Source organism: Adlercreutzia sp. CNCM I-6216, from assembly GCF_977113345.1.
The window spans coordinates 16,683-32,742 of record NZ_CDSBIE010000014.1; the positions used below are offsets into that span (position 1 = coordinate 16,683).

The 16,060-nt window shown below is 66.1% G+C and carries 16 protein-coding genes, 3 tRNA genes and 1 pseudogene; 11 read left to right on the forward strand and 9 right to left on the reverse strand.

Annotation, left to right across the window (positions count from 1 at the left end):
* The first annotated feature begins 13 nt into the window (after positions 1–13).
* From ACYVRU_RS10585 to ACYVRU_RS10615, 7 genes are read left to right on the forward strand one after another with little or no spacing between them, the layout of a single operon-like run.
* Positions 14–481, forward strand: coding sequence for a hypothetical protein (locus ACYVRU_RS10585; RefSeq protein ID WP_461186135.1), 468 nt, complete (start codon positions 14–16; stop codon positions 479–481).
* The gene (locus ACYVRU_RS10590; RefSeq protein WP_461186136.1) at positions 450–1,142 is read left to right on the forward strand and encodes a Gp15 family bacteriophage protein; all 693 of its coding nucleotides are present in this window, start codon (positions 450–452) and stop codon (positions 1,140–1,142) included. Before ACYVRU_RS10585 ends, ACYVRU_RS10590 begins: the two co-directional genes overlap by 32 nt.
* Positions 1,135–4,074, forward strand: coding sequence for a phage tail tape measure protein (locus tag ACYVRU_RS10595; protein ID WP_461186137.1), 2,940 nt, complete (start codon positions 1,135–1,137; stop codon positions 4,072–4,074). Before ACYVRU_RS10590 ends, ACYVRU_RS10595 begins: the two co-directional genes overlap by 8 nt.
* Positions 4,075–4,887: a hypothetical protein gene (locus tag ACYVRU_RS10600; RefSeq protein WP_461186138.1), complete on the forward strand. Its 813-nt coding sequence runs from the start codon at positions 4,075–4,077 to the stop codon at positions 4,885–4,887.
* A complete protein-coding gene (locus ACYVRU_RS10605) occupies positions 4,881–5,855 on the forward strand; it encodes a hypothetical protein (protein WP_461186139.1) in 975 nt (324 codons plus the stop codon). The genes ACYVRU_RS10600 and ACYVRU_RS10605 overlap by 7 nt, the downstream gene beginning before the upstream one ends.
* 2 nt (positions 5,856–5,857) lie before the next feature.
* The gene (locus ACYVRU_RS10610) at positions 5,858–6,109 is read left to right on the forward strand and encodes a hypothetical protein (RefSeq protein WP_461186140.1); all 252 of its coding nucleotides are present in this window, start codon (positions 5,858–5,860) and stop codon (positions 6,107–6,109) included.
* 1 nt (position 6,110) lies between these two features.
* Positions 6,111–7,139: a hypothetical protein gene (locus tag ACYVRU_RS10615; RefSeq protein WP_461186141.1), complete on the forward strand. Its 1,029-nt coding sequence runs from the start codon at positions 6,111–6,113 to the stop codon at positions 7,137–7,139.
* Here ACYVRU_RS10615 and ACYVRU_RS10620 read toward each other — a convergent pair.
* From ACYVRU_RS10620 to ACYVRU_RS10635, 4 genes and pseudogenes are all read right to left on the reverse strand, one after another.
* A complete protein-coding gene (locus tag ACYVRU_RS10620) occupies positions 7,136–7,666 on the reverse strand; it encodes a hypothetical protein (protein ID WP_461186142.1) in 531 nt (176 codons plus the stop codon). The two genes, ACYVRU_RS10615 and ACYVRU_RS10620, sit on opposite strands and share 4 nt — an antisense overlap.
* Positions 7,667–7,681: 15 nt before the next feature.
* Positions 7,682–8,152, reverse strand: a pseudogene (locus ACYVRU_RS10625) (phage baseplate protein); the annotation flags it as partial.
* 33 nt (positions 8,153–8,185) lie between these two features.
* Complete coding sequence (locus ACYVRU_RS10630) at positions 8,186–8,521, reverse strand: hypothetical protein (protein ID WP_461186143.1); 336 nt, start codon at positions 8,519–8,521, stop codon at positions 8,186–8,188.
* A 66-nt stretch (positions 8,522–8,587) separates the two neighbouring features.
* Positions 8,588–9,490, reverse strand: a complete 903-nt coding sequence (locus ACYVRU_RS10635) for a tyrosine-type recombinase/integrase (RefSeq protein WP_461186144.1) — start codon at positions 9,488–9,490, stop codon at positions 8,588–8,590.
* Positions 9,491–9,632: 142 nt separating this feature from the next.
* On the opposite strand from ACYVRU_RS10635, the gene ACYVRU_RS10640 reads away from it, so the two are divergent.
* The 3 genes from ACYVRU_RS10640 to ACYVRU_RS10650 are packed head-to-tail and all read left to right on the forward strand — an operon-like array spanning position 9,633 to position 11,369.
* Positions 9,633–10,127: a hypothetical protein gene (locus ACYVRU_RS10640; RefSeq protein WP_461186145.1), complete on the forward strand. Its 495-nt coding sequence runs from the start codon at positions 9,633–9,635 to the stop codon at positions 10,125–10,127.
* The gene (locus ACYVRU_RS10645) at positions 10,124–10,522 is read left to right on the forward strand and encodes a phage holin (RefSeq protein ID WP_461186146.1); all 399 of its coding nucleotides are present in this window, start codon (positions 10,124–10,126) and stop codon (positions 10,520–10,522) included. The genes ACYVRU_RS10640 and ACYVRU_RS10645 overlap by 4 nt, the downstream gene beginning before the upstream one ends.
* Positions 10,509–11,369 carry a CHAP domain-containing protein gene (locus tag ACYVRU_RS10650; RefSeq protein ID WP_461186147.1) on the forward strand — a complete coding sequence of 287 codons (861 nt, stop codon included), beginning with the start codon at positions 10,509–10,511 and terminating at the stop codon, positions 11,367–11,369. Before ACYVRU_RS10645 ends, ACYVRU_RS10650 begins: the two co-directional genes overlap by 14 nt.
* Before the next feature lie 113 nt (positions 11,370–11,482).
* Here ACYVRU_RS10650 and ACYVRU_RS10655 read toward each other — a convergent pair.
* The 3 genes from ACYVRU_RS10655 to ACYVRU_RS10665 all read right to left on the reverse strand — a co-directional run bounded on the left by ACYVRU_RS10655 (position 11,483) and on the right by ACYVRU_RS10665 (position 12,621).
* A tRNA-Lys gene (locus tag ACYVRU_RS10655) sits at positions 11,483–11,558 on the reverse strand.
* A gap of 78 nt (positions 11,559–11,636) precedes the next feature.
* Positions 11,637–11,713, reverse strand: a tRNA-His gene (locus tag ACYVRU_RS10660).
* Between the two features lie 194 nt (positions 11,714–11,907).
* Positions 11,908–12,621: a tRNA threonylcarbamoyladenosine dehydratase gene (locus ACYVRU_RS10665; protein ID WP_417004043.1), complete on the reverse strand. Its 714-nt coding sequence runs from the start codon at positions 12,619–12,621 to the stop codon at positions 11,908–11,910.
* Between the two features lie 371 nt (positions 12,622–12,992).
* Between ACYVRU_RS10665 and ACYVRU_RS10670 the strand changes: the two genes are divergently transcribed.
* Entirely contained in the window at positions 12,993–14,024 is a 1,032-nt protein-coding gene (locus ACYVRU_RS10670) for a DNA/RNA non-specific endonuclease (protein ID WP_461186148.1), read from the forward strand.
* A gap of 41 nt (positions 14,025–14,065) precedes the next feature.
* On the opposite strand, the gene ACYVRU_RS10675 is transcribed toward ACYVRU_RS10670, so the two are convergent.
* Both ACYVRU_RS10675 and argS read right to left on the reverse strand, forming a co-directional pair.
* A tRNA-Ile gene (locus ACYVRU_RS10675) sits at positions 14,066–14,140 on the reverse strand.
* A 45-nt stretch (positions 14,141–14,185) separates the two neighbouring features.
* On the reverse strand, positions 14,186–15,913 hold the full coding sequence (gene argS / locus ACYVRU_RS10680) for an arginine--tRNA ligase (protein WP_114549655.1): 1,728 nt from the start codon (positions 15,911–15,913) through the stop codon (positions 14,186–14,188).
* Positions 15,914–16,060 lie beyond the last annotated feature (147 nt).

Here is a 16,060-nt window from a genome sequence, read left to right on the forward strand (position 1 = left end):
CAGGAGACAACCCATGGAGATCAGCATCAAGTCGCTCTACGAGCCGCTGGACATCGACATCGACACCGGGCGCGGGACCGTCCGCGTCGCCGCCGAGGTGGACGTGACCCCGACCAACCTCGCCCGCCTGGCCAAGACGTGCACCGCCGCCCAGAACAAGATGGGCGCCATCGAGGCGCTGATGAGCAAGGGGCGGGAGACCGACAGCATCGCCAAGATCGCGGAGGCCAACGCCAAGACCGGCGCCGTCCTCCGCGACGTGCTGACCGAGGCCATCGGCGCGGACTCCTACGAGGAGCTGCTGCGCGCCGTGGGCAACGGCCACGAGGTCTCCGACGCCGACTGCACGCCCGTGACGGCCCAGGTGTTCCGCGAGGTGCTGGAGATCGTCAAGGGCCGCAACGAGCAGATGGACGAGAAGGCTGCGCACTACCTCCCGGAGGAGAGCCATGCGCAGACCGAGCCTGACCCCGCCGCCTAACCGCGATCACACAGACGAGGTCTCCGGGAGGACCGAGACCGTCACCGCCTACGACTGGAACGGTGGGCGCGTCTGGTTGCGCGACAGCGCCCGGCGCGCCCTGCTCGTCATCGAGCTGTTCGCCGACGAGTCGGTGCGTCCCGAGCAGAAGGCCCTCTGGCTCCCCCACATGATGTTCGCCGACCCTCCCGCCGCGCGCGACGCCGCCGGTGACGACCCCCAGGGCATGGTGGCCGCGCTCGCGTGGGAGGCCTACGGCATCGACATAGCCGGCGACCATCCCCAAGATACGGGGGGCGCCGCCTTCGACTGGGCCCAGGACGCCGCGCGCATCAGGGCCTCCCTCATGTCGGCCTACGGGCTAGACTGGGACGAGGCGAGCCGACGCCTGTCCTTCTGCGACCTCATCGGGCTGCTCGCGTCCCTTATGGAGACCGCCGAGTCCTCCCCCTTCGCGGAGGCCGTGTCGGCGCGCCTTGCGAAGCCGCCCAAGCCCACCAAGTGGAACAAGGATGAGCGCGAGGCCCTGGAGGCCCGCAAGCGCCACTTCGCCCTGAGGACGGAAGGCGCCGACCCCGTGGAGGCCGCGAACACAGAGGCGGCCGACTCCTTCGCCGCCGCGCTCGCCGCCGCCAAGATGAAGGCGGCGCGCAATGGCTAACCAGATCGCGCTCAAGGTCACCCTGGACGACAAGGGGGCCGTCCAGGGCGTCGAGAAGATCACCAAGTCCGTCGAGGGCCTGAAGAAGGCCGACGCGGGCCTGGACTGGAAGGGCACCGAGGCCGGAGGCAAGGCCGCCCGCGAGTCCAACGAGGGCTACACTGTCCTCAAGGGGACGCTCGCCAACCTGGCCTCCACCGCCGTGACCGCCGCCGTGGGGGGCATCAAGGACGCCGCCTCTGCCGTCGTGGAGATCGGCTCGGCCTTCGAGACCTCCATGAGCAAGGTGAGCGCCCTGTCCGGCGCCACCGGCGACGATCTGGCCGCCCTTGAGGCGAAGGCCCGCGAGCTGGGCAGCACCACCACGTTCTCCGCCTCCCAGGCCGCCGACGCCCTGGGCTACATGGCACTCGCCGGGTGGGACACCCAGGCCATGCTCGCGGGCGTGGGGCCGGTGCTGTCGCTGGCCCAGGCGGGAGAGCTGGATCTGGCCGCCGCCTCCGACCTCGTGACAGACTACCTCTCGGCGTTCAACATGACCGCCGAGGACACCGGGCGCATGGTGGACGTGCTGGCCTACGCCCAGGCCAACGCCAACACCACCGTGGACGGCCTGGGCCAGGCATTTAAAAATTGTGCGGCCAACTGCAACGCCGCCGGCATGGACGTGGAGACCACCTCGGCGGCCATCGCCATGATGGCCAACCAGGGCCTCAAGGGCAGCGAGGCGGGCACCGCGCTCAACGCCGTGATGCGCGACATGACCCAGAAGATGGAGGACGGCTCCATCAAGATCGGCGACGCTACCGTGGCCGTCATGGACGCCCAGGGCAACTACCGCGACTTCGCCGACATCCTGGCCGACGTGGAGGCCGCCACCGACGGCATGGGCGACGCCGAGAAGGCCGCCGCCCTGCAGAGCACGTTCACGGCCGACAGCATCAAGGGCCTGAACCTCATGCTGAACGCCGGCGCGGGCGAGCTGTCATCCTTCCGCGACGACCTGTACGGGTGCGCCGGGGCGGCCGAGGACGCCGCGAAGGCCATGACCGACAACCTGCAGGGCGACCTGGCCGGCATGGGCTCGGCGTTCGAGGAGCTGGCGCTGAAGATCTACGACGGCGTGCAGGAGCCGTTGAGGAGCGCGGTTCAGTTCGTGACCGGCTCCGTAGTTCCGGCCCTCACCTTCCTCGTGGAGAACGTGGACTACGTGGCCGTGGCCCTGGGAGGGGTCGCCGCCGCCGTGGCCGCGATGAACTTCGGGAAGGTGGCCTCGGCGCTCTCGGCCGTCCCCAAGCTGCTCGCGGGATTCACGGGCGGCCCGATCCTGCTGGTGGTCGGGGCGCTCACCGCGCTCGCGGCCGGGGCGAAGTGGGCCTACGACAACGTGCAGCCGTTCCGCGAGGCCGTGGACGCCCTGGCGGCAGAACTCCAGAACGCGCTCGGCCCCGTGGTCGATCAGGCGGCGGATGCGCTCGGCGCGGTGCTCCCCGCCGCCATGGAGGGGGCATCCGGCGTCCTTGAGGGCGTCGTGGTGCCGGCCATCGAGTCGTTCGCGGGCTTCCTGACCGATGCGGTGGTGCCCGCCGTGGCCGAGTTCGGGACGCTCCTCCAGACGGAGGCCGTGCCCGCGCTCCAGGAGTTCGCGGGCTGGGCCGTGGACAACGTGGTGCCCGCGCTCCAGGCGATGGCGGGGTACGTCGAGGCCAACGTCGTGCCCGCCGTACAGCAGCTCGCGCAGTGGGCAGCTGACAACCTCGTGCCCGTGCTCTTCCAGCTCGCCGACTTCGTGACGGGCTCCGTGGTGCCCGCGCTCCAGCAGCTCGCCGACTTCATCGTGAGCAGCGTGGTGCCGGCCGTCGTGGACGCCTACCGCTGGTTCGCCGAGAACATCCTGCCGGTGCTCCAGGCCGTGGCGGCGTTCGTCGTCGAAAACGTCGTGCCAGCACTTGCGGCCGTCGCAGAGTTCGTGCTCGGGTCACTCGTGCCCATCCTCTCGGTCATCTTCGAGACCATCGTCGGCACCCTGGGCAACATCGAGGTCGCCTGGCAGGCCGTGTGGGGCGTCGTGTCCGGCGTGTTCATGGCGGTCTGGGAGGCCATCAGCGCCGCCGCCGAGATGTTCATGGGGGTCATCCAGGGCGTCATCGACGCGGTGAGCGCCGCCATCTCGGGCGACTGGGAGGGCGTGTGGCGCGGCATCGGCGAGGTGTTCTCCTCCATCGTCAACGGCATCCTGCGCCTGGGCGCCAACATCTTCAACGCCCTGGCCACCACGGTGTCCTCGATCATAACCGGGCTGTTCAACACCTTCTCGGGCATCATGCGCAACATCTACAACGTGGCCAGCTCGATCTGGAACAACATCAAGAGCACCGTGTCCAACGTGGCCAACTCGCTCGTCTCGGGAGTCGTGGGCACGTTCAACGGGTTCGTGTCCACGGTGACGGGCATCTTCGACAAGGCCGCCTACGCGATCACCCACCCGATGGAGACGGCCAAGAGCGCCATCAAGGGCATCGTGGACGCCATCAAGGGCTTCTTCACGGGCTTCAAGATCCAGATTCCGCACATAAAGCTGCCGCACTTCTCCATCAAGCCAAGCGGGTGGCAGATCGGCGACCTCCTGGAGGGCAAGATCCCCTCTCTCGGCATCGACTGGTACGCCAAGGGCGGCGAGTTCAACTCCCCCGCCATCATCGGCGTCGGCGAGGCGGGCCGCGAGACGGTGCTGCCGCTGAGCAACCCGCGCACGATGCGCAACGTCGGCGAGGCCATCGCCGACGCGGGGGGCATGGGCGACCTGTCCGCCGTCCTTGCGGAGCTCAGGGCCATGCGACGGCTGCTGGAGGCCGTGCTGGGCGCGCCCCTGGTTCTGGAGTACAACAGGCGCGAGTTCGCCCGCGCCGTGAGGGATTCGGAGGGCTACTAGGTGATCGAGGCAATCAGGTACGTCAACTCCATCGGCGAGGAGATCGTCTTCGGCGTGGGGTTCTGGCACTACGGGAAGACCGACATATTCGACACCTCCTGCGCGCACCGCTCCATCGGCGGCCGCATCACCGGCTTCGAGCGCGACATACGGGAGATGTCCCTGACCGTGGAGCTGGCCGGCCCCGAGGAGGAACGCCGCCGCCTGGCCGACGTGACCTCCTACGACGTGCGCACGGGCCAGCCGGGGACGCTGTGGGCAAACGGCTGCTCCATGCGCTGCTGGATTCCCGGCGCGTCCCTCTCCGACTGGTACCAGCTGGAGGACAGGCTCACCGCCGAGCTGACCGTGGTGAGCGACGACCCGGTGTGGGTGCGCTCCGCCTCCGTGACACTTACGGCGCGCACCGACCTGGAGTACGGGGGCCTGGACTACCCGCACGACTACCCCCACGACTACAAGTCGAGCGCGGCGAACTCCATGGCCATAGTGAACCCCTTCCGCCTCCCGGCCAAGTGCGACATCTACATCCCCGGCCCCTGCCGCGACCCCTACGTGATCATCGCGGGCAACCGGTACCAGGTGAGGACCGAGGTGCAGGAGGGCCAGCTGCTCGCCATCAGGGGCTACGGCGACCGCGAGATCGTCGTGCGCCACTCCGACGGCACCGAGCGCAACGCGTTCGCCGACCGCGTGACCGAGGACGACGCCCGCCCCTTCGCGGAGATACCCGTGGGGCGCCACACGGCCTCGTGGTCTGGGAGCTACAACGTGGAGGTTGTCATGTACGAGGAGAGGACGAGCCCGTGGTAGACGTGATATGGGCCGACCGGTTCGGCCGGGAGAAGGGGTACGTGGGCAAGGTGTCCGGGGACTTCACCATCGGCACGGAGAACACCTTCGCGCTCAAGGTGGAGTCGTCGGTCGGCATCTCCCAGGACTGCTACCTCATGATCGACGGCACCGAGTACGGCGGCATCGTGGACGGCGTCGAGATAGACACCTCGGCCGACTACGTGACCGTGTCCGGTCGCACCTGGCACGGGCTGCTCGCCAGCCGCCTCGTCGTGCCCGACGCGGGCCAGCTGCACTACACCGTCTCGGGCGATCTGAACGCCGTCCTGGGCGAGCTGGTGCGGCGGCTCGGGCTGTGGGAGCGCATGGCCGCAGAGGAGGGCGCCAGCGGCATGGAGGTGAGCAACTGGAAATTCTCGCGCGCCTCGGCCGACATGGACGCCTACGCCGGCATCCGCGCCATGCTGCGCAGCGCCGGGGCCAAGCTGCGTATCCGCTACGACTCCGCGCTTCGCAAGGCGGTGCTCTCGGCCGTTCCGCGCGGCGACTACACCTCCGACGGCCTGGACGGCGAGCGCGTGGACTTCATCCTGCGCCGGACGCGCCCCGTGAACCACCTCCACTGCCTGGGAACGGGCGAGGGGCTGGAGCGCGTCGTGGTGGACCTCTACGCAGACAGGGCGGGCAACGTGTCGAAGACCCAGACCATCGCCGGCATGGCCCTGCGCGAGGAGGTGTTCGAGTCGTCCAGCGCCGAGGCCCCCGAGCTTGAGGAGGACGGCATCAAGCGCCTGCGGGAGATGCAGGAGGAGATGAGCGAGTGCGGCCTCAAGGGGGCGGACGACGGCCGGTACGACATTGACGATATAGTCGGCGGCACATCGGTGGAGCACGGCGAGAGCGTCATCACCTACGTGGCCCAGAAGATCGCGTCCGTGAGCAGCCGGAAAATCACCTACGAGACCAAGACGGCGATGGAGGTATAGGCATGGCGAGGGAGAAGGGCTACGAGCGCGTGGCGTGCGACAGGGCCGAGGCGGTGCACCCCGGCGGCGAGCTGCCCATCGTGTACATGACGCCGGAGGACAAGCGCAACGAGGAGTGGCTGGACATCGTGTACACCGACACGCTGGGGGTGCCCATGGCCCTGACGCTGTGCCCCGACTGCGCGAGGAAGTACCGGTCCATCATGGACACCCACGACCGGGACATGACCGAGTTCGCGAACGAGGGGAGATAGCATGGCGCACCTCATCACATCGCACAAGGGGACGGAGCACGTCGAATCGAAGCACGTCGCGCACTGGAACGCCGGCACCCTGGGCAACGGCTGCTACGTGCTGCCGATAGGCAGCAAGCTGGCCTGCACCATGACCGACAGCAACACCCTGCGCGTGCTGTTCGGCGTGGGGTCGGTCTGCGGGTACGACTGGGAGATCGAGGGCGACTACGAGGAGGTGGACATCGACAACGGCGTGCCGGGCTACAACCGCATCGACCTGCTCGTGGCACGCGTCGAGACGGCACCTGCAGAAAAAGTGGAGCTGAAGGTCTACAAGGGCGAGGAGACCACGGGCGCGCCCGTGCAGCCCGGCTACGTACAGGGCGACCTCAACGACGGCGACACCGTGTGCGAGATGCCAATCTGCTCGGTGCGCGTCAACGGCATCAACCCCCAGGCGCCGGAGATGCTGGCCAATGAGAGCATCGACATCATGGCGCTGCTGGAAGAGTTCCGGAATTACAAGTCCCAGATGCAGGCGGCAGGCGGCATCAGCGCCGGGGGCATCGCGACTGCGAAGCTCGCGAACAGTGCGGTCAGCACGGAGAAGCTCGCGGCGAACTCGGTAACGAGCGCCAAAATAGCGGACGGCGCTGTCGGAACTGCCGACCTGGCGGCCAAGGCGGTCACCTCGGCGAAACTCGCCGACACGGCCGTGTCCGACAAGCTGGCGGTCACCTACGAGGCCGCCGTCTCCGATTTTGGCACCCTGTACGTCCTCGGCGGCAAGATCGGAATCATGCAGGTCTACTGCCTGAAGACCGCCGCGCTCGCGGCGTGGGGGAGCATCACCGCCAAGCTGCCCGGCGGCTATAAATCGGCGAAGTCGATGGCGGCGAGCCTCACCTGCGAGGATCATCACGAAAGGGAGGCCATCTGCCTTGTGGAGGGCGACACCGTGAGGATACAGAACCGCTCGTCCACGGCGTGGACGGCCGGCTCCACGGGCTTCTACCTGCGCGGGCAGGTGGTGTTCCCCGTGGCCTAGACGCCGATCACGTAGCGGAGGACGTACAGGTGGTTCTGGGCCTTCAGGCCCGCCGGCGAGGTCGCGGAGCCGGTGTTCGACGCCACGCCCTTTATGGACTTGTCGGAGATGTAGAGGTACTTCGACATGCCGGCCTTGTCCACCGGTGATAGGTCGAACGTCCACCCGCAGCCGGGATGGGCCGCCACCGCCTGCTTCGGGACGAAGAACGAAGCGAAGTAGGCGTTGTTCTCGCCGCTGTCAGACCACGCCGAGAAGACCAGGACGATGCCGGTGCGCTGCTCGCTCACGCCGCGCGACAGCGCCACCGTCTGCTCGTTCGAGACGTACCACGAGCCCGACCAGAGGATGCCGCCGCCGTTGACCTTGTAGGCCACGGCGTCGCTCAGCTTGGCGTCCGTCACCGCCTTCGCCGCCAGGTCGGCGGTGCCCACCCCTCCGTCGGCGATCTTCGCGCTTGTCACCGCACCATCGGCCAGCTTCGTGCTGGGGATGCCTTTGTCGCTGATGCCCTTCGCAGTCTGCATCTGGGACTTGTAAGACTAGGACATGCGCTTCCACACGTAGACGTCCTGGTAGGCGGGACGGTTGTCGAACGCCGTGCCGGAGCCCGTCGATCCGGTAGACCCGCTCACGCTGTGGGAGTGCGCGCCTGCGGCCTTCGCGGATGTCGAGTCCGTCGATCCGACCGGCTTCCGGATGCCGTTGTCGCAAGTGTCGAAGACGCCGTACCAGTTGCCGGACGATGCGGTTGTGGGCGATATCCTGTAGGTAGCGAGGTAGGTGCTCTTGCTGTCGGCGACGAGGTAGTGGCCGTGGCTACCGGCGCTCGCCGCCGTCAGCGACACGCCGTGGGCGTGGCTCGGCAGGTTGGCCTCTTTGAGCGTCACGAAGTCCGATCCGCCGGTGAGGAGGTCGTTCGCGGCGCGCAGGAACCGGCCGGTTATCTGCTCCCAGATCGTCCCGGGCCATTTCTCGCCGGGGTTGCCCGCCTTGGCAGTGATGTAGAGATCGCCAACGTCGAAGGGGCACTGGGACTTGTAAGGCTACGCGTCGTCGGTGAAGTAGGTCACCTCGCCCCAGATGTTCGATTTCGATACGGCCTTGTCTAGCAGGGCGACGAACAGCGTTTTGTTCATCGATGCGATCATCCTTCCCGACCCTCCGGGCCACACGGCGGTGCCGAACCCAGGGCGCGACGGCCTGAAGCCAACAGGGATGTCGCATATCTTTAGATCAGTCCATGCTGCCGCCGTGTAGTTGACGTCCGACGAGAAGAAGGCGGTCACCACATCGCCGCGCCTCACGAACTCGACGCCGCCGACTGTGGCGCTCGCGGTCTTCTCCAGCGCGGTAAGGCGCGTGTTCTGGCTTGAGTTCACACCGACAGCTCCGTTCGCCGTTGCCTGGGCCGTCGCCACGGCCGTGTCGTTCTGGGACTTGTAAGCCTACGCGCGCAGGATGAGGCGCTCGTAGGCGGCCTGGTCCTCGCGCAGCACGTCCTCGTCCAGGCTCATGTAGCGGTAGCCCATGCCCAGCGACTCGTGGCCGAGCATCTTCTGCACCTCGGTCTCGTCGGTGCCGGCCATCGCGTGAAGCGTCCTGAACGTATGCCGGAAGTACTTCGGGGCCACGTAGGGCAGCCCGCGCTTCTTGCACCAGGCGCGCAGCCGCCGCGCGTAGCGGTCGGGGTTGGGGTCTTCGCCCAGAAGCCACCCGGTCGGTCTCGGCCCTAGCCCGCGCTTTATCTCCCGAAGCCTCATCACGCCGGAGCGGGGCAGCATATGTGGCCGCTTCGATCGGTGGGTCTTGACCTTGGTCTCAACCACCTCGCCCCCTATGACCTGGAGTCCGCGCTCTATGAGGACGATGCCGGTGCGCAGGTCGATGTCGGGCCATTTGAGCCCGCACTGCTCCGATCTGCGAGGCCCCAGCCACAGGCCGCACAGCGCCGTGGCCTCGTATTCGAAGCCCATGAGGCCGAGAACCATCTCGCGGAACTCCGACGGGCGCAGGTAGGGCGCCTCGTATCCCGTGTCCATGGGAGGCAGCCTGATGCCCCGCGTGGTGGGGTCTACGACCTCGTCGCTGTAGAGCTCGTCCCCCATGGCCGATCGGAGGATCTGCCGCAGCGTCTTGTAGGCGCTCCTTGCCGCGCCCGGTACGCCGGCGAAGTGGTCGGAGGCGAGCCACGCGTTGATGTGGCGCACCCGGATGTCCTCCATCTCCCACGATCCGAACTCGCCCGCGATGTGGTTGCGCCAGTCGCCGTCGTAGCCCTGGGCCGTCCCCGGCGCCAGGTAGCGCATATAGCCCTTGTAGTAGCCCTCGTAGTAGTCGCCAAGCCTCATCTCGTCGCTCCTTTTCTCTCGTAAATCCCAGGCGCTTTTGCGCCGCATCCCCAGCATGGGCGTCTGGGATTCCCGCGCAAGAAACAGGCGCAGCGGACGGGCGACAGACGGCGGAGAATCGCACCAGAGAGAAAGGACGCCGATGCTCAGCATTCCCGAAATCGACCCGGTCGAGGTCATCCTGCTCGCGCTGGCCGCGATCATCGTTGCCGGGCCGGCGGTGAACACGCTTATGGACTCGTTCCTGGGCATCAAGGAGAAGGTCGTGGACAGAAAGGCCTCGAAGATCATCGATGCCGCCATCCAGGGGGACGACTCGCTGCGCGAGGAGATTCTCAACTGGTTCGACCACGCCGACGAGGAGCACGTGGAGTTCCGCCAGATGTTCGACAACGACAAGCGCGACATCGACCAGCTCAAGCGCGACGTGGCCACGCTGAGCAAGCGCCAGGACGGCGCCGAGATCAGGCTGGACGACCACGAGACCGAGCTGAAGGACAGGGCCGAGGGCGAGAAGGTGGTCATCACCGCCCTCAAGGCCATCCTCAACGAGAAGATCGGCATAGGGACGACGGCGGACCTCGTGGACGCCGTGGGCCAGATAGACAGTTTCCTGATCGAAGGGAGAAAGAAATGATCAACTGGAAGGTGAGAATTCGCCAGAAGTGGTTCTGGCTGACCATCATCCCCGCCGTCCTCATGCTGCTCGACCAGCTGTGGGGGCTCTTCGCGGTGCTGGGGAGCATCCAGGCGGGCCACCTATACGACGGCCCGCTGATGGAGGCGCTGCTGTCCCTCGTGGGCACCGTGTTCATGGTGCTGGTGCTCATCGGCATTCCCGTGGACACGACCACCGAGGGCTACGGCGACAGCGCCCGCGCCCTCACCTACGAGGAGCCGGCGCCCAACGCGAGCGCCTACGGGCTGCAAGAGTACGAGGAGCAGTGCGCCGCCGCTGCGGCCAAGTCCGTGAAGTTCAATACGGATGAGTTCATCGAAGCCGTCAAGGAGGCCGGCGATGGCGACCGCTAGCGACGTGCTGCGCATCGCGCGGGGCGAGGTCGGCTACTGCCGCTACGACGACCCCGAGCGCGGCACCAAGTACGGGCGATGGTACGAGGCCGAGGTGGACGGCCCCGGCGGCTACGACTACGGCGCCAACGGCGTGGCCTACTGCGCCATGTTCGCCTCCTGGGTGCTCGCCAAGGCGGGTGTCTCGTGTGCCGGCATGCCGGGGGCCTACTGCCCGTCAATCCACCACAGCCAGACGCTCGCGGCGTCCCAGCTCCGGCCCGGAGATCTCGTGCTGTTCGACTGGGACTCCGATAGCACGGACGACCACATCGGCATCGTCGCCTCCAACGACGCCGCCGCAAAGAAGATCGCCACCATCGAGGGAAACACCTCGGGCGGCAGGGTGGCCGAGAGGACGCGCGCCTACTCCACGATCTGCGGCGGCATCCGCCCGGCCTACGACGGCCAGGGCTCCACTGGCGCCATGGCCGTGGACCGCGCCCTGGTGCTCAAGGTGGTCAACGGCGACTACGGAAACGACACGCAGCGCAAGCGCAACCTGGAGGCGCTGGGCTACGACTACGAGGCCGTGAGGCTCGCAGTCAACGCCTACCTGCGCGGCGAGTCCTTCGGCGCTGCCAAGCCTGTTGAGACCAAGGCGCGCTACAAGATCACCACCCCATCGGGCGTCAACGTGCGCGAGGGCGCGGGCAAGCGTTACGCCGTGCGCAAGGCCTACCCGGTGGGCACGACCGTGACCGTGACGGCGACGGATACGGACTCGGTCGGAAACCTGTGGGGCAAGACCTCGGACGGCTGGTTCGCCATCAGGTATCAGGGGGCAACGTATGCCGCAGAAGTGTGATCACGAGGGAAGCATCCCCCCACCGTTGAGGGACGCGTGAGGGATTTTCAGCCAAATTTTCCCTCACGCAACAAAAAGGCCAGCGACGATGAGCCGCTGGCCTGGTGTTTCAGTGGTGCACCATGAAGGACTCGAACCTTCGACCTTGGGATTAAGAGTCCCCTGCTCTACCAACTAAGCTAATGGTGCACTTGGTTCCTGCGCAAAGCGCTTGAATATTCTAGGCGAAGCTTTTCAGAATTGCAAGCCCTAAATTTTCAAGCGCGCTGGGGTGGATGATGGGACTCGAACCCACGATCTCCAGAGCCACAATCTGGCGCCTTAGCCAACTAGGCCACACCCACCATTTCGCGCAAGGCAGAATTATAGGCAACAGAGAGCCTGGGTGCAAGAGTTATTTTTCCCATGCCGCTCCCCGCGCCATGGGCGCCGCTCCCGTCGCCGCTGCCGGCACCGCTCCCGTCGCCCGTTGATTCGTCTCGCCACCGTCCGACCGTTTCCGAGTACCCCGGCGCCGACGAGCACGCCGCGGCGCGCTTTAGCAGGCCGCCAAGTCCTTCACCACTTCCCCGCCGAGAATGAGGCCGGCTACGGAGGGGACGAAGGCAACCGAGCCGGGTGCCGGACGCGTACCGTCCTTCACAGCCATGTCGTCATCCGCGGGAACGAGCGGCGGCTCAGTGGAGTAGACCACCTTCAACGACGGAATGCCTCGCCGCCGCAGCTCGCGACGCATGACGCGGGCAAGCGGATCGACCGAGGTCTCGTAGATGTCCGCCACCCGAAACGTCGTCGGATCGAGTTTGTTGCCCGCGCCCATGGACGACACAATGGGCACACCTGCCGCAAAGGCGGCTTCCACCAGGGCGATCTTCGCGCTCACCGTGTCCACCGCGTCAATCACATAATCGAAGGCCGCGAAATCGAACTGGTCAGCCGTCTCGGGAAGGAAGAAGCACTGGCGAGGACGCACGATGCACGACGGATTGATAGAGGCCACGCGCTCGGCCGCCACCTGCGTCTTTGGACGCCCGATAGCGCCCATCGTGGCGATAATCTGCCGGTTGAGGTTCGTGGGATCCACCGTGTCGGAGTCGACGAGATCGAGCGCCCCCACCCCGCTGCGAGCCAGCGCCTCCACCGCATAGCCGCCCACTCCGCCAATGCCGAACACGGCCACCCGAGCCGCCGCCAAGCGGTCGAGACCATCTCGCCCCAGCAGCAGCCGCGTCCGCGCGAAAAGGTCATTCACGAGAGCACTCCCATCTTCCCTAAAGAGCGTCGAGTGTCGGGCACGGGCGCTCTTGCAAAAAGTTTCGCAAAAATGGTCACAAAATCGACTTTTGAACTCTTCGTGAACCGCAAACCCGTCATTTTCAGCACTGAAACGCGGAAAAGAGGCGTTAAACTAGCAAAATAGGGTTCAGAATCGAAGATAGAGAGTTCAAAACTCGATTTTGTGACCATATTATCGCAGTTTTTTGTCGGGAAGGCGCTTGCGGCCCCGATTAGGAGAAGACGATGTCCCAACGATCCTCGCAGCACAAAAATTTGACCCCCGCCATCGGTATCGCTCTAGCATTCTTGCTCTCGATGAGCTCTTTGGCCGGATGCAGTGCCTCGATGGCAGCTGATGAGGCGCCGACCGATAAGTCGACCCCGGAGCTCGCGAGCACGGGGGCGCCCGACGACTCGCAAGAGCCACAGGCCACTCCCGCAGAGGACGCAAACCAGCAGAATGCTGAAGCTGCTAGCGAAAACCGATCCGCAACCGACGATGGCGTCCTCTCCTACCGCGACATCCCCGCCTTCGATGGCAATCCCTACGTCTACGTGAACGACGGCGAGCCGGTGTTCACCGACGAGCAGCGCGCGGCCGAACCCGGGTATGAGCATTACGACGAGCTGGACGAGTTAGGCCGCTGCACCGCCGTCTTCGCCGTCGTGGGCCCCGAGACCCAGCCCACGGAGAAGCGCGGTTCCATCGGCGAGGTGCGCCCCTCCGGATGGCAGATGGCCAAGTACGATTTCGTGGAGGGCAAGTACCTGTTCAATCGCTGCCATCTTCTGGGCTACCAGCTCACGGGCGAGAACGCCAACGAGCGAAACCTCATCACCGGCACGCGCTATTTGAACGTCCAGGGCATGCTGCCCTTCGAGAACGCCGTGGCCGACTATGTGGATGCCACAGGCAACCACGTGCTCATGGCCGTGACGCCCGTCTTCGAGGGAAGCGAGCTGGTGGCCCGCGGCGTGCACATGATGGCTGAGTCCGTGGAAGACGGCGGCGAGGGCGTGGCCTTCAACGTCTTCTGCTACAACGTGCAGCCGGGAGTGGTCATCGACTACGGCACAGGCGCATCGATGCTCGAGGAGGATGCCACTCCCCTCCCCGACGTGTCGGGAGCCGAAAGCGCACCCGATGCCGCAAGCGAAGGCGCAGGTGCCAGGGAGGCGTCCGAGAAGGGCGCGACGGGCTCCGACGAGGGCAAGGGCGTCGCCGAGTACGTGCTGAACACGAACTCGAGGAAGTTCCACCTGCCGAGCTGCTCGTCGGTCGGCCAGATGAGCCCCAAGAACCGCGAGGACGTCGAGGACACCCGCGAGAACCTCATCGCCAACGGCTACGACCCCTGCAAGCGCTGCAACCCGTAAAAAAGACCCTCGCGCGATACGGCGAGGGTCTTTCGAAATCTTGGTAGGGCCGCCCGGATTCGAACCGAGAACCAAGGGATTATGAGTCCCCTGCTCCACCGTTGAGCTACAGCCCCAGATGCGTTGGCTATTCTAGCGCAAGTCGGCCAGGCTCGCCAAACCTACATCTTCACCGGAGCCGACACGCCCAGCAGGTTCAGCGTCAAGGCCAGCACGATGCGGGTGGCGTCGCACAGGGCCAAACGCGCCGTCTGCACGTCGGCGTCGTCGGTGAGCACGTGGCAGTTGGTGTAGAACTGGTGGAACAGCGACGCCAGATCCTGCGCGTAGTGGGTCAGGCGGAACGGCGCGCGGTCGCGGGCCGCCAGGGCGATGAGGTTGCCGAAGTCGGCCATCTTGCGCATGAGCGCCAGCTCGGAGGGATGGGTGAGCGGCGTCAGGTCGCAATCCTCGGGAATGATCTTCTCGGCGAGCTCGCCCATCGTCATCTCCCCCGCCTCGACGGCGGCGGCGTCGGCCTCATCGGCCGCCTTGCGCAGGATGGAGCAGATGCGCGCGTGGGCGTACTGCACGTAGTACACCGGGTTGGAGGCGTCCTTCTTCTTCGCCACCTCGATGTCGAAGTCGATGGGCTGGTCGGCCGAGCGGGAGAGCATGAGGTAGCGGGTGGCATCCACGCCCACCTCGTCGATGAGCTCCTCGAAGGTGACCATCTCGCCGGTGCGCTTGGACATGCGCACGGCCTTGCCATCGCGGAACAGGTTCACGAGCTGCCCCAGCTGCACCTCGAGCGCCCCGGGCCAGCCCCAAGCCTCGAGCATGCACTCGCAGCGCTTGATGTAGCCGTGATGGTCGGCACCCCACAGATCGATCAGGTGGTCGAAGCCGCGCATCATCTTGTCGTAGTGGTAGGCCACGTCGCTCATGAAATAGGTGGCCTCGCCGTCGCCCTTGATGAGCACGCGGTCCTTGTCGTCGCCCAAATCGGTCGAGCGGAACCACAGGGCACCGTCCTTTTCGTAAAGGTAGCCCTTCTCGCGCATGGCGTCCAGGGAGCGGGACACGGCGCTCTCGCCGTTCTCGTCCTCAACGTACAGCGAGCGCTCGGAGAACCACTTGTCGAAGGTGGTGCCGAAGTTGGCCAGCACCTCGCGCTGGTTCTTGAGCGTCATGTCGTAAGCCATCTCGCGGAAGGCCTCAACGCGCTCCTCGTCGGAGACGTTCAGCCACTTGTCGCCGTCGCGGTCGATGATGTCCTGGGCGATGTCCTTCACGTAGGCTCCGCCGTAGCACGCCTCGGGCATCTCAACATCGCGGCCGAGCAGCTGCTGGTAACGCACGTTCACGGAGTTACCGAACACGTCCATCTGGTTGCCGTGGTCGTTGATGTAGTACTCCTCGTACACATCGTAGCCGCCGTGGCGCATGACGCGCGCCATGGCATCGCCCAAGGACGCCCAACGGCCGTGGCCCACGTGGAAGGGGCCGGTGGGGTTGGCGGACACGTACTCGAGGTTCACGTAGCGCTCGCCCTCGGGAATGGTGCCGCGACCGAAGTTGTCGCCCTCTTCGCGCACCTCGCGCACCACGCCCTGCAGCACGGCGTCGGACAGGCGGATGTTGATGAAGCCGGGGCCCGCGATCTCCACGGCGGCGATCATATCGTTTGCAGGAATGTGATCCACGATGATCTGGGCGATCTCGCGGGGGTTCTTGTGAGCGAGCTTCGCGGTGCGCATGGCGACGGTGCTCGCCCAGTCGCCGTTGGCCTCGTCGCGAGGTCGCTCAAGAGCTGCCTGCGGGGCCTCCGCCAGCTCAAGTGAGCCGTCGGCACGGGCCGCATCGATCGCGGCATCGATGATCGCTTCGAGGGATTCGCGAATTTCCATTGATCTAACTTCCTCTTCTGTACGTCTTCAGTACGTCGGCGTTACCACGCGCGCGGGCTGTGCCGTACCCAATCGCGCCTATAAGCGGCCATAATAGCATGAACGGCCCGAGAAAAACAGGAGCGCCCGAGCACTGTGCCCGGGCGC